The sequence below is a fragment of the Micromonospora globosa genome (assembly GCF_000717585.1).
In the GTDB taxonomy this organism is placed as follows: Bacteria; Actinomycetota; Actinomycetes; order Mycobacteriales; family Micromonosporaceae; genus Micromonospora; species Micromonospora aurantiaca.
In genome coordinates, this window is the sequence record NZ_JNZR01000001.1 from 336,916 (window position 1) to 356,507 (window position 19,592).

General features: G+C 72.7%; 22 protein-coding genes. 14 read left to right on the forward strand and 8 right to left on the reverse strand.

All coding sequences use genetic code 11. From position 1 onward, the window contains the following. Positions 1–49 precede the first annotated feature (49 nt). Together IF06_RS0101205 and IF06_RS32765 are read left to right on the forward strand one after the other, a co-directional pair. Positions 50–817 carry an enoyl-CoA hydratase-related protein gene (locus tag IF06_RS0101205; RefSeq protein ID WP_030268370.1) on the forward strand — a complete coding sequence of 256 codons (768 nt, stop codon included), beginning with the start codon at positions 50–52 and terminating at the stop codon, positions 815–817. 9 nt (positions 818–826) lie between these two features. Next, positions 827–1,456, forward strand: a complete 630-nt coding sequence (locus IF06_RS32765; RefSeq protein WP_013286918.1) for an enoyl-CoA hydratase-related protein — start codon at positions 827–829, stop codon at positions 1,454–1,456. A gap of 119 nt (positions 1,457–1,575) precedes the next feature. Here the strand turns inward: IF06_RS32765 and IF06_RS0101215 are convergent, their stop codons facing one another. From IF06_RS0101215 to IF06_RS34660, 4 genes are all read right to left on the reverse strand, one after another. Continuing rightward, on the reverse strand, positions 1,576–1,995 hold the full coding sequence (locus IF06_RS0101215; protein WP_013286917.1) for a GlcG/HbpS family heme-binding protein: 420 nt from the start codon (positions 1,993–1,995) through the stop codon (positions 1,576–1,578). Positions 1,996–2,030: 35 nt separating this feature from the next. Continuing rightward, positions 2,031–3,236: a CaiB/BaiF CoA transferase family protein gene (locus IF06_RS0101220; RefSeq protein ID WP_013286916.1), complete on the reverse strand. Its 1,206-nt coding sequence runs from the start codon at positions 3,234–3,236 to the stop codon at positions 2,031–2,033. 46 nt (positions 3,237–3,282) lie between these two features. Further along, entirely contained in the window at positions 3,283–3,645 is a 363-nt protein-coding gene (locus IF06_RS0101225) for a hypothetical protein (RefSeq protein WP_143025307.1), read from the reverse strand. Positions 3,646–4,101: 456 nt separating this feature from the next. After that, positions 4,102–4,224, reverse strand: coding sequence for a hypothetical protein (locus IF06_RS34660; RefSeq protein ID WP_013286915.1), 123 nt, complete (start codon positions 4,222–4,224; stop codon positions 4,102–4,104). Positions 4,225–4,807: 583 nt separating this feature from the next. Between IF06_RS34660 and IF06_RS0101235 the strand changes: the two genes are divergently transcribed. The 12 genes from IF06_RS0101235 (at position 4,808) to IF06_RS0101290 (ending at position 14,903) form a co-directional block, all read left to right on the forward strand. After that, the gene (locus IF06_RS0101235; RefSeq protein WP_041799045.1) at positions 4,808–5,236 is read left to right on the forward strand and encodes a hypothetical protein; all 429 of its coding nucleotides are present in this window, start codon (positions 4,808–4,810) and stop codon (positions 5,234–5,236) included. Positions 5,237–5,411: 175 nt separating this feature from the next. After that, a complete protein-coding gene (locus IF06_RS0101240; protein WP_030268379.1) occupies positions 5,412–6,620 on the forward strand; it encodes a substrate-binding domain-containing protein in 1,209 nt (402 codons plus the stop codon). After that, the gene (locus IF06_RS0101245; protein WP_036310099.1) at positions 6,617–7,393 is read left to right on the forward strand and encodes an ATP-binding cassette domain-containing protein; all 777 of its coding nucleotides are present in this window, start codon (positions 6,617–6,619) and stop codon (positions 7,391–7,393) included. Before IF06_RS0101240 ends, IF06_RS0101245 begins: the two co-directional genes overlap by 4 nt. Then, entirely contained in the window at positions 7,390–8,487 is a 1,098-nt protein-coding gene (locus IF06_RS0101250) for an ABC transporter permease (protein WP_013286912.1), read from the forward strand. Before IF06_RS0101245 ends, IF06_RS0101250 begins: the two co-directional genes overlap by 4 nt. Continuing rightward, a complete protein-coding gene (locus IF06_RS0101255) occupies positions 8,484–9,524 on the forward strand; it encodes an amidohydrolase family protein (protein ID WP_013286911.1) in 1,041 nt (346 codons plus the stop codon). The genes IF06_RS0101250 and IF06_RS0101255 overlap by 4 nt, the downstream gene beginning before the upstream one ends. Then, positions 9,514–9,813, forward strand: a complete 300-nt coding sequence (locus IF06_RS0101260; protein WP_052166116.1) for a NifU family protein — start codon at positions 9,514–9,516, stop codon at positions 9,811–9,813. Before IF06_RS0101255 ends, IF06_RS0101260 begins: the two co-directional genes overlap by 11 nt. Continuing rightward, a complete protein-coding gene (locus IF06_RS0101265) occupies positions 9,810–11,018 on the forward strand; it encodes a CaiB/BaiF CoA transferase family protein (protein ID WP_013286909.1) in 1,209 nt (402 codons plus the stop codon). Before IF06_RS0101260 ends, IF06_RS0101265 begins: the two co-directional genes overlap by 4 nt. Before the next feature lie 10 nt (positions 11,019–11,028). Continuing rightward, positions 11,029–11,460, forward strand: coding sequence for a GlcG/HbpS family heme-binding protein (locus IF06_RS0101270; RefSeq protein WP_030268387.1), 432 nt, complete (start codon positions 11,029–11,031; stop codon positions 11,458–11,460). Continuing rightward, complete coding sequence (locus IF06_RS0101275; RefSeq protein WP_030268389.1) at positions 11,457–12,341, forward strand: hydroxymethylglutaryl-CoA lyase; 885 nt, start codon at positions 11,457–11,459, stop codon at positions 12,339–12,341. Before IF06_RS0101270 ends, IF06_RS0101275 begins: the two co-directional genes overlap by 4 nt. Then, on the forward strand, positions 12,338–13,492 hold the full coding sequence (locus tag IF06_RS0101280; protein ID WP_030268391.1) for a CaiB/BaiF CoA transferase family protein: 1,155 nt from the start codon (positions 12,338–12,340) through the stop codon (positions 13,490–13,492). Before IF06_RS0101275 ends, IF06_RS0101280 begins: the two co-directional genes overlap by 4 nt. After that, on the forward strand, positions 13,489–14,238 hold the full coding sequence (locus IF06_RS0101285; protein WP_013286905.1) for an SDR family NAD(P)-dependent oxidoreductase: 750 nt from the start codon (positions 13,489–13,491) through the stop codon (positions 14,236–14,238). The genes IF06_RS0101280 and IF06_RS0101285 overlap by 4 nt, the downstream gene beginning before the upstream one ends. A gap of 29 nt (positions 14,239–14,267) precedes the next feature. Further along, the gene (locus IF06_RS0101290) at positions 14,268–14,903 is read left to right on the forward strand and encodes a GntR family transcriptional regulator (RefSeq protein WP_013286904.1); all 636 of its coding nucleotides are present in this window, start codon (positions 14,268–14,270) and stop codon (positions 14,901–14,903) included. A 58-nt stretch (positions 14,904–14,961) separates the two neighbouring features. Here IF06_RS0101290 and IF06_RS0101295 read toward each other — a convergent pair whose 3' ends face one another. Genes IF06_RS0101295 through IF06_RS0101310 form a run of 4 tightly spaced genes read right to left on the reverse strand, consistent with a single transcriptional unit; the run spans position 14,962 to position 19,562 of the window. Beyond that, positions 14,962–15,825, reverse strand: coding sequence for an HpcH/HpaI aldolase/citrate lyase family protein (locus IF06_RS0101295; RefSeq protein WP_030268392.1), 864 nt, complete (start codon positions 15,823–15,825; stop codon positions 14,962–14,964). Between the two features lie 12 nt (positions 15,826–15,837). Continuing rightward, the gene (locus IF06_RS0101300) at positions 15,838–17,301 is read right to left on the reverse strand and encodes a dihydroorotase (RefSeq protein WP_030268395.1); all 1,464 of its coding nucleotides are present in this window, start codon (positions 17,299–17,301) and stop codon (positions 15,838–15,840) included. A gap of 22 nt (positions 17,302–17,323) precedes the next feature. After that, positions 17,324–18,730, reverse strand: coding sequence for an MmgE/PrpD family protein (locus tag IF06_RS0101305; RefSeq protein WP_030268397.1), 1,407 nt, complete (start codon positions 18,728–18,730; stop codon positions 17,324–17,326). Then, complete coding sequence (locus IF06_RS0101310) at positions 18,723–19,562, reverse strand: cyclase family protein (protein ID WP_013476393.1); 840 nt, start codon at positions 19,560–19,562, stop codon at positions 18,723–18,725. The genes IF06_RS0101305 and IF06_RS0101310 overlap by 8 nt, the downstream gene beginning before the upstream one ends. Positions 19,563–19,592 lie beyond the last annotated feature (30 nt).

A 19,592-nucleotide genomic window follows, 5' to 3' on the forward strand; every position in this document is an offset into this window, starting at 1 on the left:
ACATACCGAAGAGTATGTTCGCCTGGTGCGGACGACAGGGAGGTGATCCGTGGAACCCGTCGGTTACGCGGTACACGACGCGGTGGCGGTCGCCACCATCGACCGGCCGCAGACACGCAACGCCCTCAGCGCCGACGTCCTGCGCGCGCTCGCCGCCGCGATGGACCGGGCCGAGGCCGACCCGGCGGTACGGGTGCTGGTGCTGACCGGCGGCCCGCGACTGTTCGCCTCCGGCGCGGACATCCGCGAGCTGCGCCGCACGTCCCCGGCCGATTACCTGCTCTCCGAGCGGGTGGAGTGCTGGAACCGGTTCGCCCGCTTCGGCAAGCCGGCCGTCGCCGCGGTCGCCGGATACGTCCTGGGCGGCGGGTGCGAGCTGGCCATGACGTGTGACGCGGTGGTCGCGGCCGACTCCGCCGTGTTCGGCCAGCCGGAGATCAACCTCGGCATCATCCCCGGCGCGGGCGGCACCCAGCGCTGGGCCCGTGTCGCCGGCCGGTTCCGGGCCGCCGAGCTGGTGCTGGGCGGCCGGCTGGTGGACGCCTGGACCGCGCAGCGGATGGGCCTGGTCGGCCAGGTGGTGCCCGCCGAACGGGTGGTCGAGGCGGGGATCGCGCTGGCCGCCTCGATCGCCGCCCGCAGCCCGGTCGCGGCCCGCCTCGGCAAGCAGGCGCTGCGTACCGCCGAGGAGGTCGGCCTGACCGCCGGCCTCGCCCACGAGCGTTCGCTGCTGCTGACGCTGCTGTCCACCGACGACCACATCGAGGGCATCGACGCGTTCCTGGAGAAGCGTCCGGCCCGCTTCACCGGCCGATAGGAGAGACACGTGACGCAGGTACACGAGGCCGCCGACCCGGGCGCGGGCGAACGGCTCGGCCCGGCCGCCCGGGCCGCCCTGCTCGACGCGCTCAAGCGCCACGCCCGTACGCCGGGGGAGCCGCTGCTGATCCGCGTCGAGGGCGACGCCTGGCGGCACGAGCCCGACGACCTCACCCAGCCGGTGGTCAGCGGGCAGTTGCACGAACTCGTGCTGCGGGTGCACGCCGCACCCGGCCCGGTGATCGTCCACGTCGACGGCGCGGTACGCGGCCTCGGGCTCGGCTTGGCCCTCGCCGCGGACCTGCGCGTCGCCGCGCCCACCGCGACGTTCGGCACCGGCTCGCCGGCGGCGTTCCTGGCCGGCGGCGCCGGACGGCTGCTCGCCGGTGTCGCCGGCACCGGCGTGCTGGCACACCTGGCCTGGACCGGCGCCACGCTCGACGCCGACGAGGCGTTGCGGCACGGCCTGATCGGGTCGGTGTCGGCCGACCCGGACGCCGGGGCCGCGCTCGCCGCACGGGTCGCCACGATCGGCGCGGGCCCGGCGTCGGCGCTGGCACGCGCGCTGCGCGGCCGGGACCGGCCGGAGCTGACCGCCGCGCTCGACTACGAGTCCTGGCTGGCCGGCGTCGCGTGAGCCGGTCGCGCCGGCGCGCCCCGGCCGTTCCGCCCCGGCGGGACCAGCCGGGGCGGGCCGGGCGGGCGCCGGCACGGGACCGATGGCCGGGGAGCCCGGGCCCCGTGCCGGCGGCCGGGTCACGCGACGGCGTCCAGCCCGGCGCGCGCGACCTCCATGTCCTGCGTGTAGTGCCCGCCGCTGACCCCGATGCCGCCGATCACCGCGCCGTCGGCGGTGATCGGGTAGCCGCCGCCGAACACCACCAGCCGGTCGATGCCCGTGGTCGCGCCGGTGGCCAGCGGCGCGTCGTCCTTGATGAAGTCGTACCAGCCGTCGGTGGGCATGCCGAAGCCCGCCGCCGTGTACGCCTTGTCCTGCGCGACCTGCACCGACAGCAGCGCCGCGCCGTCCATCCGGGCGAACGCCTTCAACACGCCGCTCTCGTCGACGACGGCGATGACGCACGGCAGCGCGATCTGCTCGGCCTTGGCGATCGCGGCGGCGAGGATCCGCTGCGCGGCGCCGATCGTGACCGACGTCTTGGTGAAGTTGTCCATGAGGGGTTCCTTCCGTGGTGGTGGGTGGGGTGGGCTCAGACGACGCCCGCGGCGCGCAGGCGGGAGATCTCGTCGCCGTCGAGTCCGGCGACGTCGCGGAGCACCTCGTCGGTGTGCTCGCCCAGCTCGGGCCCGACGCGGCGGATGCCGCCGGGCGTCGCGGTCAGCTTCGGCACGACGTTCTGCATCGGGAACTCGCCGAGGTCCGGATGCTCCAGCCGGACGATCGCCTCCCGGGCGGCGAAGTGCGGGTCGGTGAGCATCTCCTTGGCGGTGTAGATCCGCCCGGCCGGCACACCGTGGCGGTGCAGCAGCTCCAGCAGCTCGTCCCCGGCGTACCCGGCGCACCACTTGGCGATCAGCTCGTCCAGCTCGTGCTGGTGCCGGCCGCGGTCGGTGTGCCCGGCGAACCGCGGGTCGGCGGCCAGTTCCGGCTGCGCCATCGCCTCGGCCAGCCGGCGGAACACGGTGTCCTGGTTCGCCGCGATAACCACCATGCCGCCGTCGGAGGCGACGTAGACGTTGCTCGGCGCGATGTTCGGCAGGATCGAGCCGGTGCGTTCCCTGATGTAGCCGCCGATCGCGTACTCCGGCACCAGCGACTCCATCAGCGCGAGCACCGACTCGTAGATGGCGCTGTCGACGATCTGGCCCCGGCCGGTCGCCTCGGCCACCCGCAGCGCGCCCATCGCGCCCACAGCGGCGAACGTGCCGGCCAGCGAGTCGCCGATGCTGATGCCGACCCGGCTGGGCAGCGAATCGGGATCGCCTGTGGTGTAGCGGATGCCGCCCATCGCCTCGCCGATCGAGCCGTACCCGGCGCGTTCGGCGTACGGCCCGGACTGCCCGTACGCGGACACCCGCACGATCACCAGCCGCGGGTTGATGTCCCACAGCACGTCCGGGCCGACGCCCCAGCGCTCCAGCGTGCCGGGCCGGAAGTTCTCCACCAGGACGTCGGCCTCGGCGGCGAGCCGGCGCAGCACCTCCTGCCCCTCCGGAACGCGCAGGTTGAGGGTGACCGAGCGCTTGTTGCGGCCGAGCACCGGGAACCACAGCGACTTGCCGTACGGCCGCTCGCGTCCCCATTCGCGCATCGGGTCGCCCCGCCCCGGCTCCTCCACTTTGATCACGTCGGCGCCCAGGTCGCCGAGGATCTGGCCGCAGAACGGCCCGGCCAGCAGGACCCCGGCTTCGATCACGCGCAAGCCGGACAACGGGCCGCGGGCATAGTCGTTCATGTCGTCCCTGTTCTCTCGTCGGTCGTCTCGTTGGTGCGGGCGGAGGTCAGGCCGGCACGGCGTGCGGGCGGGCCTCCGGTTCGGGTTCCGGCTCGGGGGAGTGCCGCTGGGTGCGCTGGCGGATCCAGCCGAGCGACACCGCGCCGAGCAGCGTGACGCCGAGCAGGATGTCGCCCAGCGGCAGCGGCATGCCGCGCAGCCGGAAGATGTTCAGCACGATGCTCAGCGAGAGCAGGCTGAGGAACGCGGTCATCGGGCTCCCGTGCCCGCCGCCGGCGAGCCGGAACCCGGCGATCAGCAGCGCGCCGTAGACGTACAGTTCGGTGCCCTCGCCGAGGGTGACGGCCGAGGCGCCGGTGCGCATCACCTGGACGCACCCGGCGACCGCCGCGGCGGTGCTGGTCAGCACGAACAGCGCCACTGCCCCGGCGGCCGGTGAGCGCCATCCCGCCGAGCAGCAGGATCGAGATCACCCGGAACTCGGTACCCGGGGTCAGCGTGGACCGGACGATGTCGCCCTGGGACGCGAGGACCAGCCCGGCGAGGCCGGCGACCAGCCCGCAGGACACCAGCGCGCCGGCCTGGATCCGGTCCGGCCGCAGGCCGCGCACGATCAGCGCCGCGTTCACGATGCCGATGAGCGTGCCGAACACCAGCACCGCCACCAGCACCACGGCGAACGGCGCGCCGTCGGTCAGCAGCTGGGCGGCGATCAGCGCGGCGGCCACAGCGGTCACGCCGACGGACAGGTCGAACTCGGCACCGCTGAGCATCACCAGGCTGACGCCGACGACCAGGACGCCGATGAACGCCATGTTGAAGGCCACCGCGATGACGGTCTGGTGGGACAGGAAGGCCGGCGACTTCACGGCGTGGCCAGCACCAGCGCGACCCAGAGCGCGGCCAGGGCGAGGGTGGCGCCGTGGCCGCGGAGCACGGGGAGAACCGTGCTCCGCCGGACGGCCGCCTGCGGGGCAGACACGGACATGGTCAGGTGTAGCCCTCGTACCAGAACGGGGTCGAGCCGCCGAGGCCGGCGGCGCTCGACGTCCCCGGGACGAGGGACTGTCGCTGCCTGCTCTGTCATGGCGAGAGAGTCAAGCAATGTATGCAATCACTGTCAAGGATTCTCCGCGAGGCGGCGGCTGCCGTGCTCGCCGCCGGGTCTCATTCGACCCGGCGTGTCGAGAAAATCGGGAAAACTACCAGGTGAAGACGCTGCTGGCGGCATGTGCCGGCCGATCTCACTGACCACGAGACAGTCTTGACCGCTCCGGGCTGCGCACCTATGTTGTGTACATTCTCGGGCCGCTGGTGGCCGCGATCACATACCGCGCAACGCCCCGACGAGCGGCCGCGCCCGTCCACCACCTCGTCGCGCTCCCGTCGACAGGAGAACGGAGTTGACATGATCAATGGGATGGTCGTGGTGGACGGTGTCGTCCACGGGTACGACTTCCGGCCCGGGAACCGGGCGCCGCACTGCTCCCGGGCCGCGTACGACGGCATGGTGAACGCGCTGTACCGCATCGGCCACACCCCACCCGAACATCTGGGCGACGATCGAGTCGGTGTCGAACATGATCGTGCGCAAGCCGCGCCGGTTCGCCGAGATCGTCGGCATGCTCATGATGCACGGCGGCACGGATCGCATCATGTTCGCCACCGGCGTGCCGTCCGCGCACCCGCAGCCGATCATCGACGCCTTGACGGATTTCGAGATGCCCCGTGATCTGGTGGACGGGTGGGGCTTCCCGGAGTTCACCCCGGACGTGTTCGCCAAGCTGATGGGCGGCAACGCGTTGCGCCTGCACGGCCTGGGCGGGGAGAAGGTGCGCGCGGATGCTGACCGAGCACGGCCGGGCGGTCCTGCGCATCGGGCGTTCCGCGGCGTCCGTCCGCTGACGCGTACCCCGCGAGCCTCACGTCGGAAAAATACAATTTCTCCGCCCGGTCGGGGCGAACGCGCCTCCCTCGCGGGCTGGAGAAACGCTCTCTAGCAGGGCTTATGTTTCGGCATTGTGAACTATTGACTGTCGATGTTGATCGTGTTGGACTGCGATTGCATGCAACCCGAAGCGCCCGTCACGCGCCGGGTTTGTTTTCGCCCCTCCCTGCGCCGACTCATCGATTCGCTTCTTTTCGACGACTGCCACCCACCGAGGGAGTAGCACCGTGACACACACTTTCGGAGCCCGCCGGCTCCGCGCCGCCGCCGCCGCGTTCGGGGCGGCCGCCCTTCTGCTCACCACCGCCGCCTGCGGATCGGGTGCGGAGAGCACCGCCTCCGACACGCCCGCAGCGGTCAACGACGAGTACACCGAGACGGCCCGCAAGCTGATCGCCGCCGGCACCGGCGGAATGCTCTACTTCGAGGGCAAGGAAGCCGACATCACCCTCGACAAGATCAAGGTCTACGAGGACTGGTCCGGGCCGACGACGTCGGTGAAGCCGCCGGCGAACGGCAAGCTCAACATCATCGTCTGCAAGATCGGCACCTCCTGCGAGGAGGTCGGCAAGCGGGCCACCGCCATCGCCGAGAAGCTCGGCTGGAGCGCCGAGATCCTGGACGGGCAGGGCACCCCGGAGGGCTACCAGAAGGCGCTGGCCACCGCCGCCGCCAACAAGCCCACCGCCGTCATCACCGTCGCCATCCCGGAGAACCAGGTCGCCGACGGCATCGCCGAGCTGCAGAAGGCGAAGATCCCGGTCGTGGGCGTCTCCGCCGTCGCCGAGGGCGGCGCGGTCGGCTACGACGCGCACGTGTCCAGCCGGGAGACGTTCCAGGCGGTGCTGGCCACCGCCAAGGCCGTCGCCGACTCCAACGGCAAGGCCAAGGTCGTCTTCCTCTGGGACGTCGGCTACCCGCACCTGGTCGAGGCGCTCAACGCCAGCAAGCGCGTGCTCGCCGGCTGCACCGGCTGCGAGCTGCTGGAGGTCCGCGAGCGCACGCTGGCGCAGGCGGTCGACCCGATCGAGATGCAGAACATCACCACCTCGCTGATCCAGAAGCACGGCGACAAGCTGCAGTACATCCTCACCCCGTACGGCAACGGCGTGGAGTCCGTCATCGCCGCCATCCGGGCCGCCGGCCGCAACGACATCAAGGTGCTGTCGAAGAACGCCGAGCCGGAGCGGCTGGGCAGCGTCGCAGCCGGTGACCAGCTCGCCGACTTCGGCGCCATCCGCGGCTGGAACGCCTACGCCGCCATCGACCAGGTGGGCCGGCTGGCCGCCGGTCAGCCCGCGCTGCCCGACGCCGAGCAGGGCATCCCGGCCACAGTCTTCGACAAGACGAACGCCCCCAAGGACGGCGCGGTCGACTGGAACAGCTACGTGAACTACGCCGAGCGCTACGAGAAGATGTGGAGCGAGGCCCGATGAGTGCCGCCCCGGTGCTGGAGGCGGTGGGCGTCAGCAAGTCCTACGGCCGGGTACGCGCCGTCACCGACGTCTCCTTCGACGTGCGCCCGGGCGAGATCCTGGGCGTCGTCGGGGACAACGGCGCCGGCAAGTCCACGCTGATGAGCATGGTCAGCGGCGCGCTGGCGCCGGACACCGGCCGCCTGCGGGTGGCCGGCCGGGACCTGACGCCGCACACCATCGGCGCGGCCCGGTCCGCCGGGATCGAGATGATCTACCAGGATCTCGGGCTCTCCGACAACCTGAGCATCGTCGAGAACGTCTTCCTCGGCCGCGAGTGGACCGGCGGTGTACGCGGCCTGCCCGTGCTGCGCAAGCGGGCGATGCGCGAGCGTACCCGGACGGTGCTGGAGGAGTTGGGCATCGACCTGCACGACATGAACGTGCTGGTCGAGGGGCTCTCCGGCGGGCAGCGGCAGATGGTCGCCATCGCCCGCGCGCTGGTCACCGAGAACGAGCCGCGCGTGATGGTGATGGACGAGCCGACCGCGGCGCTCGGCACCACCGAGTCCGACGGCGTCAACGCGCTGATCCGCCGGCTGCGCGACCGCGGCTACGCGGTCATCGTGATCAGCCACCGGATCCCGGAGGTCCTGTCGATGGCCGACCGGCTGCTGGTGATGAAGGGCGGCCGCAACGTCTACCACGGCCCCACCGAGGGGCTCGACGTCGAACGGTGCGTGCAGCTGATCGTCGCGGGCACGCTCGCCACGGCGGGGGAGGCGGTCCGATGACCGCCGCCACGACGAAGACGCCCCCGGGCGGCGGCCGCACCGTCGTCAAGCAGAGCGCCGACCGGTCCCGCGCCGGGGCCGGGGAGCGGGCGGTCGAGGGGGTGAGCCGGTTCGGGCTGCTCGGCATGCTCGTCCTGGTGATCGCGGTCTTCTCCGCGCTCACCCCGGACACGTACTTCACCACCACCAACTTCCGGCTGATCCTGGTCAACCAGACAGTGACGGTGATCGTGGCGATGGCCGCCACGCTGCCGTTGCTGGCGCACTATCTGGACGCGTCGGTCGGCCCGATGCTGGGCCTGGCGCAGGGCGTGAGCATCTGGCTGATCGCGGTGCAGGGCGTGCCGATCTGGCTGGCCCTGCTCGCGGTGCTCGCCGTCGGCGTCGCGGTCGGCCTGCTCAACAGCCTGCTGGTGCTGAAGTTCGGCATGAGTTCGATCATCGCCACGCTCGCCGTGGGCAGCCTGCTGATGGGTCTGCTCTACATGGTCACCGGCGGCCGGGTGCTGTACCAGAACGTGCCGCCGGCGTTCACCGAGATCGCCCGCGGCGACCTGGGCGGCGTCCCGCTGCCGCTGATCTACCTCGTGGTGCTGGTGCTGGCGCTGGAGTTCATCGTCGTCTGGACGCCCTTCGGGCAGCGGCTCTACGCGATGGACGGCAACCTGCGCGGCGCCGCCCGGGCCGGCATCGACGTCCGCAGCTACACCGTCCGGGCGTTCGTCGGCGCGGCGGTGCTCGCCTCGCTGGCCGGCGTGCTGCTGGCCTCGCGGATCGGCTCGGCCCAGCCGACGGTCGGCGAACAGTTCCTGCTGCCGGCCTTCGCAGCGGCCTTCCTCGGCGCCGCCGCGCTGCGACCAGGCCGGGTCAACATCCTCGGCACCGTGATCGCCGCGTACTTCATCACCTTCACCATCGCCGGTCTGCAACACCTCGGCGCCGCGACCTGGATCGAGCGCGTCTTCAACGGCCTCGCCGTGATCACCGGCGTATCGGTCGCCGCGTGGTCGGTGCGCCGCCGCCGCCAGCTCGCGGTCCGGCACGTCGAACGCCTGGAGAACGACACCACCCCGAAGGGACGTCCCACCCCATGAAGAACGGCTTCTTCGTCCTCGACAACGCCATCCACATGTACAAGCTCACCGACGAGAACATCGACTTCAACCACGGCGGCAAGAAGTCGACGAACGCGCTCGTCGAGTACGCCCGCAAGTACTCCGCGCCGGGCTACCCGTACGACGACATCTCCGGCCGCGAACTGTCGGTCGAGGACGCGTACCGGCTGATGTTCGAGGAGTCCGACACCGACATGGCGATGGCCCAGACGGTGCCCAGCCACGGCGGCTGGAAGCTGGGCTTCTCGCCGGCGGAGAACAACTACAAGCTCAAGGAGGCGTACCCGGACCGGGTGCTGTTCTGCGGCGGTGTCGACCCGATCACGCACGGCCGCTACGGCGCGGTGACCGAGATGATCCGCCAGATCGAGGAGTGGGGCGCCACCAGCTTCAAGTTCTACCAGGCGCACTCCGGCGGCCTGTCCTGGAAGATCGACGACCGGCAGGTCGCGTACCCGCTGTGGGAGACCGCCCTCGAACACGGCGTGACGAACGTGCAGTTCCACAAGGGCCTGGCGTTCAACACCCAGCACATCGCCGACCTGGCCCCGTACGACCTGGAGCGCGCGGCGCAGGACTTCCCCGAGATGACGTTCATCGTGCACCACCTCGGTGAGCCGTTCATCAACGAGACGATCAACATCGCGGCCCGGTACGAGAACATCCACCTCGCGCTGACCGCCTGGATCAACCAGTACCCGGTCGCGCCGCGCGCCGCGCTGCACGCCATCGGCAAGTGCCTGCTGCACGTCGGCCCGGACCGGCTGCTCTGGGGCTCCGAGGCGTTCGTCTGGCCGAAGGTGCAGGCGTACATCGACCTGTTCGCCGAGATGCGCATGCCGGAGGACCTCCAGGACGGCTACGGCTACCCGGAGCTGACCGACGAGATCAAGGAGAAGATCTTCGGCCTGAACTTCGCCCGGGTGCTCGGCATCGACGTGAAGGCCAAGAAGAAGGAGCTGTACGGCAAGAGCGGCAAGAAGTCCGCGAAGAAGGGCCGTAAGGATGGGCGCTGACAAGACGGCGAAGGCCGCCGACCGCGCGCTCGACGGCAAGGTACGCCAGCTCGTCGAGGCGCACGGCGGTGGCGTCACAGTCGACGTGGACGCCGACGGCGACGCCCGGGTGACGTTCCACGGCCGCTGCGCCGCCTGCCCGTCCGCGCCGGTCACCATGGGCTCCCTGGTCCGCCCGGCGCTGCTGAAGATCGAGGGCGTCCGGTCGGTGACCCGGGCGGGCGCGGTCTCCCGGTTCGCCGAGGCCCGCATCGAGAAGATGTTCGGACTGTCGGAGCCGGCCGGATGACCGACGGCTTTCCCGACGGGCCGCTGACCGGCGTGCGGGTGGTGGAGGCCGGGGTGCTGCTGGCCGGGCCGTTCTGCGCGCAACTGCTCGGCGACTTCGGCGCCGAGGTGATCAAGGTCGAGCAGCCGGACGGCGGCGACCCGATGCGGCAGTGGGGGCGGGAGAAGCCGCACGGCAAGTCGCTGTGGTTCCCGGTGGTGGCCCGCAACAAGAAGTCGGTCACCTGCAACCTGCGGATGCCCGAGGGACAGCAGCTCATGCGCGACCTGCTCGCCGGCGCCGACGTGTTCGTGGAGAACTTCCGCCCGGGCACGCTGGAACGCTGGGGGCTCGCGCCGGAGGAGCTGCACCGGATCAACCCGCGGCTCGTCGTCGTGCGGGTCACCGCGTTCGGGCAGGACGGCCCGTACGCGTCCCGGGCCGGCTACGGCTCGATCGGCGAGGCGATGGGCGGGATCCGGCACGTCACCGGCGACCCGTCCACGCCGCCGAGCCGCATCGGCGTGAGCCTCGGCGACTCGCTGGCCGGCACGTTCGCCGCGCTCGGCGCCATGATGGCGTTGCGGGTGGCGACCAGCACCGGCCAGGGCCAGGTGGTGGACAGCGCCATCTACGAGTCGGTGCTGGCCCTGATGGAGTCGCTGGTGCCGGAGTACGCGCTCACCGGCTACATCAGGGAGCGGACCGGCTCGATCCTGCCCAACGTGGCGCCGAGCAACGCGTACCCGACGCGCGACGGCGCCACAGTGCTGATCGCCGCGAACCAGGACACGGTGTTCCGCCGCCTGGCGGCGGTGATGGGCCGCCCGGACCTGGCCGACGACCCCCGGTACGCCACCCACGCCGCCCGCGGCGCGCACCAGGCCGAACTGGACGACCTGATCGCGGCGTGGACCGTCACGTTCGAACCGGCCGCGCTGCTGCGGCTGCTGCATCTGGGCGGCGTACCGGCCGGGTCGGTCTACACCGCCCGGGAGATGCTGACCGACGAGCACTTCGCCGCGCGCGAGGCGATCGTCGAACTCGACCACCCGGAGATGGGCGCGTTCCCGATGCAGAACGTCGCGCCCCGGCTGTCCCGCACCCCGGGCCGGCTGCGTTCGGTGGGCCCCCGGCTGGGCGAGCACACCGACGAGGTCCTGCGCCAGGTGCTGCGCCTGGCCGACGACCGGATCACCGAACTGCGCGCCGCCGGCGCGATCTGAGGAGGCAGTCATGGCGAAGAACCCGTACGTGGTGAAGAAGCGCTCGATCTCCGCGTCGGCCGCGCGGGCGATGGTGGCCGCCGCCGTCGCCCGCGCCGAGGAGATGGGCTTCGCGGTCACCGTCGCGGTGTGCGACGAGAGCGGCGTGCTGAAGGCGTACGAGCGGATGGACGGCGCGCCGCTGGTGAGCGTCCAGCTGGCGCAGGACAAGGCGTACACGGCAGTCGGTTTCGGGCTCAGCAGCGACGGCTGGTACGACTTCATCAAGGACGACGGGCCGCTGGCGATGGGCGCCCCGCCCGCGATCGACCGGCTGGTGACCTTCGGCGGCGGCTATCCGGTGAAGGTCGACGACGTGCTGGTCGGCGGCATCGGGGTCAGCGGCGGCCACTACACGCAGGACATGGAGGTCGCGCAGGCCGGACTGAAGGCGCTGTCTTGAACGTCGAGATCGTCGAGGTCGGCCCCCGGGACGGCCTCCAGAACCACCCGGCGGAGCTGACCACCGGGCAGAAGGCCGAACTGGTACGCCGGGCCGTCGCGGCGGGCAGCCGGCGGGTCGAGGTGACGAGCTTCGTCAACCCGGCGAAGGTGCCGAAGCTCGCCGACGCCGACGCGCTGGCGGCACTGGTCCGCGACGAGCCGGGCCTGGCCTCGATCGGCCTGGTGATGAACGGCCGCGGCCTGGACCGGGCGGTCGCCGCCGGCGTCACCGAGGTCAACTTCGTGGTCGTCGCCACCGACACGTTCTGCCGGCGCAACCAGGGCACGACCACCGCCGAGGCGGTGGCGCAGGTGCGGCGGCTGCTGCCCCGCGCCCGCGAGCAGGGGCTGCGCGCGTCGGTCACGGTCGGTGCCGCGTTCGGCTGCCCGTTCGAGGGGGAGACGCCGCCGGAGCGCGTGCTGCGCGTCGTCGACGACCTGGCACCGGTGGCACCGGACGAGGTGGCGCTCGCCGACACCATCGGCGTGGCCGTGCCGTCCCAGGTGGAGCGCCTGTTCACCGCCGTACGCGAGCGCACCGGGGCGAGCCTGCGCGGGCACTTCCACAACACCCGCAACCTGGGCCTGGCGAACGTCCTGGCCGCCGTCGGGGCCGGGGCGCGGGCGATCGACGCCAGCGTCGGCGGCATCGGCGGCTGCCCGTTCGCGCCGGCCGCCACCGGCAACGTGGCCACCGAGGACGTGGTGTACGCGTTGGAACGCTCCGGCACCCGGACCGGGGTGTCGCAGGAGGCGGCCATCGACAACGCCAGGTGGCTGGGCGAGGTGTTCGGCGCCGAGCTGCCGGGCATGCTGAGCCGGGCCGGTGGCTTCCCGTGACCGGGCCGCTGACCGGACTCCGGGTGCTGGACCTGACCAGCACGTTCTCCGGCCCGTACTGCACGCTGATGCTGGCCGACCTGGGCGCCGAGGTGATCAAGGTGGAGCCGCCGGGCGGCGACATCGCCCGCCAGCTCGGCGCCGCCCGCACCCCCGGCATGGCGGCGGTGTTCCTCAACATGAACCGGGGCAAGAAGAGCGTCCTGCTGGACCTCAAGGCGCCCGCCGACCGGGCCGCGTTCGACCGGCTGGTGCCGACGGTGGACGTGCTGGTGCACAACATGCGCCCGGCCGCCGCGGCCCGGCTCGCGCTCACCTACGACGACGTACGCGCGCTGCACCCGGCGATCGTCTACTGCGCGATCCCGGGCTTCCGTGGCACCGGCCGGCACGCCGACCGGCCCGCCTACGACGACGTGATCCAGGGCGCCTCCGGCATCGCCCGGCTCCAGAGCGTCAACCAGGACCAGCCCGGGTACGTCGTCACACCGCTCGCCGACAAGATCACCGGGCTCACCGCGTCCACCGCCGTGCTCGCCGCGCTGCGGCACCGCGACGCCACCGGCGAGGGGCAGCGCGTCGAGGTGCCGATGTACGACACGATGGTCGCCTTCGGCCTGCTCGAACAGCTCGACGGCTGGACGTTCGACCCGCCCACCGGGCCGCCGCTCTACCCGCGTACCGCCGCGCCGAACCGCCGTCCGTACGCCACCGCCGACGGGCACCTGTGCGTCCTGATCTACACCGGCCGGCAGTGGGAACGGTTCCTCACCCTGGTCGGGCGCGCCGACCTGCTGCGCCACCCCGACTACGACACCGTCGGCAAGCGGATCGCCAACGCCGACGGGCTCTACCGGGTGGTCGCCGAGGTGCTGCTCGGGCGTACCACGGCCGAGTGGCTGGCGGAGCTGTCCGCGATCGACGTGCCGTGCGCGCCGCTGGCCGGCTACGAGGAGATCCTCCGCGAGGAGGAAGAGGCCGGGTCCGGCCTGGTGTCGATCGTCGAGCATCCGGTGGCCGGGCGGCTGCGCAGCGTCGCCTCGCCGATCGTCATGTCCGGCTCGCCGTTGCCGGCCGGCCGGCTCGCACCGACGCTCGGCGAGCACACCGACGAGGTGCTCGCCGACGGCACCGAGGGGAGAAGCGGATGAGGGGCAGGGTCGCCGTCGTCACCGGCGCCGGATCGGGGATCGGGCTCGCCGTGGCCCGCCGGCTGGCCGACGAGGGCGCCGAGGTGGTCTCCGCCGACCTGGACGTCTCCGCCTGCGTGGGCGTCCCGGTCACCGCCGACCTGGGCACCCCGGCCGGCGTCGCCGCCGTCGTGCGGGAGGTGACCAGCCGGTACGGCGGCGCGGACGTGCTCGTCAACAACGTGGCGCTCGCGCCGTACCGGGACGCGTTCACCGACATCGACGACGCCGCCTGGCAGCGCACCTGGGACGTGAACGTGATGTCCTGCGTGCGCCTGTGCCGCGCGCTCGTGCCGCTCATGGTCGAGCGGGGCGGCGGCAGCGTGGTCACCATCGGCTCCGAGGCGGCGCGGCACCCCAAGCCGCACATGCTCGACTACGCGGTCAGCAAGGCCGCGCTGCTCAGCCTCGCCAAGGGCCTGGCCCTGGAGTACGGCTCCCGGGGTGTACGGGTGAACACCGTCGCGCCCGGCCCGACCCGGACCGCGACCATGGACGCCTACCTGGAGTCGGTCGCGCTCCGGCTCGGCATCGACGTCTCCGCCGCCGCCGACCACGTCGTGCACGAGCTGCGCCGGCTGCCGCTGGGCCGGATGAACGAGCCGGAGGACGTCGCCGAGGTGGTGCTCTTCCTGGCCGGGGACCGGTCCCGGCAGGTGACCGGCTCGGAGTACGCCGTCAACGGCGGTTCCACCGCGTCGATGTAGGTTCACCATCGGTGAACAGAGGGGGACGCATGGGCCGGGCCACGCAGTCGGCGTACGAGTCGATCAAGACGCGCATCCTCGGTGGGGCGTACGAGCCGGGGAAGAAGCTCTCCGAGGAGGACCTCGCCGCCGCGGTGGGGGTGAGCCGCACCCCCGTACGGGAGGCGCTGCGCCGGCTGCACGCCGAGGGCCTGGTGGACTGGGAGGCCAACCGGGGCGCCACCGTCCCGGCCTGGCGGGAGCAGGACCTGGAGGAGATCTTCGAGCTGCGTGCCCTGCTGGAGGGGTACGGCGCCGAGCTGGCCGCGACCCGGATCACGCCGGAGGAGATCGCCCGGCTGCGCGAGCTGTGCGCCGAGATGGAGGGCTACGCGGCCGGTCAGCGGCGGGACCGGGCGGACCGGATCGCGGTCTGCAACGCGCAGTTCCACGAGATCATCCTGGGCGCCGGGCGGAACCGCCGGTTGAGCGCGCTGCTCGGGGCGGTGGTGCAGACGCCGCTGGTGAACCGCACGTTCCGCCGGTACGACGAGGCGGCGATGGCGCGCAGCATGTCGCACCACCGGGAGCTGATCGACGCGTTCGAGGCGCGCGACCGGGCCTGGGCCGGCTCGGTGATGCGGGCGCACATCCTGGCTGCCCGCGCCACGCTCGGTACGCCCTGACCCACGCCGGGCCGGGCCACGTCGTACCCGTCGACGGTCCCCGGCCCGGCGTCACGTGTCACCCCGCGGACGCCTCGGCGCGGCGTACCACCTCGGCGGCGGCCCGTACCACCGCCCGGTCCAGCAGCCGCCCGCCGGCGTCGGTGGCCACCCCGGAGCCGCCGCGTTCGGCCCGCTCCAGCGCCTCCAGCACGGCCCGCGCCGAGGCCACCTCGGCCTCGGTGGGGGTGAACACCTCGTTGACCGTCGCGATCTGCCCGGGGTGGATGGCGCTGCGCGCCCGGAAGCCCTGCCGCAGCAGCGCCCGGGTGGTCTGCTCCAGCCGCTCCGGGTCGCGCAGCGTCGTCTCCACCGGCCCCACCGGCGGGGTGATGCCGGCCGCTGCCGACGCGACCACGACCTGGGAGCGGATCGGCGCGAACTCCGCCCGCTCCGGCCCGGGCTGCAACCCCAGCTCACCGGCGAGGTCCGCCTCGCCGAGGCCGAGCCGCAGCACCCGTGGCGCTTCGGCCACCCGCGGCGCGGTGAGCACGCCCCGGGCGGTCTCGATCAGCGCCACCACCCGGAACGCCGGGGCGTCCGGGCCGAGCCGCCGCTGCACCCGGGTCAGCGCCGCGTCGACCTCGGCGAGCAGGTCCGGCTCGGCCTTCGGTACCCAGACCCCGGCCGCCGCCGGGGAGAGCACCTCGACGTCCGCCTCGACCTGGTCGCTGTTGATCCGCACCCACAGCTCGGGGCCGGCGGCCGGCGCGGTGGCGCCCAGGTACCCGGCGACCGTCTCCCGGGCCTGCGCCTTGCGGGCCGGCGTGACCGCGTCCTCCAGGTCGAGCACGAGCGCGTCCGCGCCGCGCCCGGCCGCCTTGTCCAGCAGGTCCGCCCGGTCGCCCGGCACGTACAGGTAACTGCGCGCCACCGCCGCCATCAGTCGTTCCCCCTACCGCTGCGGGCGGGCGAGGTAGCGGCCGGCCGGCTCGCCGGTCACCTTGCCGTCGACGAGCACGTGCTGCCCGCGGACGAAGGTGTCGGTGACCCGTGCGGTCAGCTCGAAGCCCTCGAACGGCGTGTACTCCTGCGTCGACTCGGAGTCCTCGGCGCGCACCGTCCAGGTCGAGTCCGGGTCGACCAGGCAGATGTCGGCGTCGTACCCCTGCAGCAGCGCGCCCTTGTTGCGCAGGCCGAAGCGCTGAGCCGGGTTCCACGAGGTCAGCTCCGCCACCCGCTGGTACGACAGGCCGCGCCGGTTGCCCTCGGTGACCAGGCCGGGCAGCAGGTACTCGGCGCCGCCGAAGCCGGACTTGGCGACGAAGATGTCGTCGCGCGGCTCACCGAACTTGACCTCGTCCTTGCAGCAGGCGTGGTCGCTGACCACCCAGTCGATCTTGCCGTCCAGGACGTACCCCCAGAGCGCCTCGACGTCGGCGCGCGGGCGCAGCGGCGGGTTGACCTTGCCGCCCAGGCCGTGCGCGGTGTCGATGTCGGCGACCAGGTGGCCGATGGTCACCTCGCGGCGGAAGTCGATGTGCGGGAACGCCCGCGCCATCCGCAGCGCCGCGTCGACAGCCTTCTCCGAGGTCAGGTGCAGGAGGTTGATCTTCGGCAGACCGGTCTCGTGCGCCAGGTACGACGCGATCGACACGGCCAGTCCCTCGGAGTGCGGCGGCCGCGACGCGTGGTACGCCTCCAGCCCGCGCAGCGTGCCGTCCTGCTCGACCTGCTTGGTGTACGCGCTCATGATCTCGGCGGTCTCGCAGTGCAGCGACAGCGAGATCTCGTCGGCCAGCTCGGGGAAACGCTCCCGGGCCGCCTGGACGCCCCGCATCACGAACTCGAAGTGGGCGTAGTCGTACCGCTCGCCCTCCGGGATCATCAGGAACGAGTTCTGGTCGGCGGACCGGCCGTGCAGGCCGTGGCTGCCGTAGAACATGAAGATCTTGAACGAGGTGACGCCGTGCTCCTCGACCAGGGACGGCACCTCGCCGATGTGCTCCCGCGACATCGGCGCCAGGTGGAAGCCGTAGTCGATGTAGGAGCGGCCCTCGGTCGCGGACAGCACCTCGGGGAAGAAGTCGGCGTACCGGCCGCCCCGGTTGAGGTAGTACTGCCCGGTGCGCATGTAGTTCAGCGCCGTGGTGACGCCGCCCTGCACCGAGGCGCGGCTCTCCGAGACGGCGTCCTCGCTCAGCGGGTTGTAGATGCCCCAGTGCTGGTGCGCGTCCACCACGCCGGGGAAGGCGAGCCGGCCGCCGCCGTCGACGACCTGGGCGGCCTCCGCCCGGTCGATCTGCGGGGCGACGCGGCTGATCCGTCCGTCGGTGACGCCGATGTCCATCAGCTCGGGTTCGGGCCGGTCGTGCCGGACCACGCGGACGTTCGTCAGCAGCAGGTCGTAGGTGCTCATGGTGTTGCTCCTCGTGCTCGGTTCAGCGGCGGTTGATCAGGCCCATCAGGCCGTGGACGTCGGGGGCCCGGTCCAGCCGGTGGACCTCCTCGGTGATGCGGTCGGCGGTCGCCTCCGGCAGGGCGGCGGCGTTGGTGCGGAACTTGACCGCCAGTTCGGCGTCGCTGAGCGGACGCTGCGGCCCGCCCCGGTTGGCGAGCACCTCCTGCACCCACTCCCGCCCGTCGCGGGTGACCACCCGCAGCACGGCCGGGAACTGGTGCGGGAAGATCGCGTCGCACCGCTCGTCGCCCACCACGTCGACCAGCGCCATCAGCGCCCGCCGCTGCGGGTCGTGCGCCAGGGCGTCGGTGAAGTCGGCGAGGTCCACGCCGAGACCGCCGCCGCCGATCAGGCCGGCGACCACCGCGTACGGGCCGCTGAACTGCGCCTCGTAGCCGGTCTGCGGCGCCCGCTTGCGCTCGATGGGCTGGCCGATGGTGCGCACCGTCGGCGTCGGCACGCCGAGCGTGATCGACTCGATCTCGTCCAGCGGCAGCCCGCGCTCGCGCAACGCGATCGCCGCGTCGATGGCGGCGTGGGTGAAGTGGTTCGCCGGGTACGGCTTGAAGAAGATGCCCGGCACCGCCCAGTCGGTGCCGAGCCCGCGGACGATCTCGTCGCCGTCGAACTCGCCGCGCAGGAACGCCTGGAAGAAGCCGAAGCGTCCCTCCAGCACCGTCGGCGGGCCGGTCACGCCGTGCCGGGCCAGCTGCGCGGCGCTCACCGCCGCGTGCGCCGCCCAGCCGCAGTGGATCCGCTTGACGGTGCCGCCGTTGCGGTTGGACTCGATCAGACCGGCGGCCATCGAGGCGGATACGCCGAGCGCGTCGAGCGCGCCGTCGGCGTCCAGCTTCAGCAGCCGGGCCGCCGCCACCGCGCCGCCGAGCGTGCCGCAGATCGAGGTGGCGTGCTGCCCGTGCTCGAAGAAGACGGAGTTGCCGGCGGCCGGGTCGTAACCGGCCATGCCGAGCCGGACGCACACCTCCAGGCCGACGGCGATGGCCGCGACCGTCTCCCGCCCGGACGCCCCGGACGCCTCGGCGGCGGCCAGCGCGGCCGGCACCACCGACGCGCTCGGGTGCAGCACCGACGGCAGGTGCGTGTCGTCGTAGTCGAGCGAGTGCGCCAGCACGCCGTTGGCGAACGCGGCCAGCGCGGCCGGCGACTTCTCGTCCAGGCCGACGACAGTGGCCTGGCCACGGCCGCCCTGCTCCTCGACGTAGGCGAGGGCCGCCTGGCTGGTCGGCAGCGGCCGGGCCGCCACGCAGAGGCCGAGCACGTCCAGGACACGGGCCCGGACGCTCGCGACGACCTCGTCGGGCAGCGTCTCGGCGGCGGTGTCGGCGGCGAAGGTGGCCAGGTGGCGGCCCAGGGTCGGCTCAGCCACGGCTGATCACCGCCAGCGGGCGCACCGGGGAGCCGGTGGCGCCGTACAGCGGCAGCGGCGCCATGACGAATGTGAACTCGTGCACCTCGTCGCGGGCCAGCTCCTCCAGCGCCATCGTCTCGATCAGGTAGACGCCGTGCTCGACCAGCAGGATCCGGTGGGCCGGCAGCGAGCTGTGGCCCTTGCCCGGCGGCAGGCACTCGAAGGCGATGGTGTCCGCGCCGGCGGCGTGCACCTGCCGCTGCGCCAGCCACGTCGCGCCGTCCGCGCCGACCCCCGGCACGCCGGAGTCCTTGCCGACGTACACGCCGCGGTCCTCGTGGTCGAACAGCCGGCCCCACCCGCTGCGGATGAGCACGACGTCGCCCGGGCCCACCGGCGTGCCCTGCCGGGACACCGCGGCGTCCAGGTCGGCGGGGGTGATCTCGTAGCCGGGCTCGCAGGCCTCCACGCCCAGCGCGGCGGGCACGTCCAGCAGCACGCCCCGGCGGACCATCGGCGCGACGGTGTGCACGCCCAGCTCGTCGAACCGGCCGCCGACCTGCGCGTCGGCGGCGTCGGCGCCGCCGTGCAGCCGGCCGTCCTGGGAGACGTGCGCGAGCGCGTCGACGTGCGTGCCGACGTGCGTGCCCATCACCAGCAGGTCGTTGGCGGCGGAGCCGCCGTCGGCGCGCACCATGTCGCCGTGGCGGCGCGGCAGGGTGAGCCCGAACGCCGGGTGGTTCGGTGACTGCGGCATGCCGACGGTCAGCCGCCGGCCCAGGTCGTAGATCGTGACACCGGCCTGCACGGCGTCGAGCAGGCGGTCGGCGGTTCTGGCTGTGGTGCCCACGGGGTTCCTCGCGTTTCGGCTGTCGGCGTC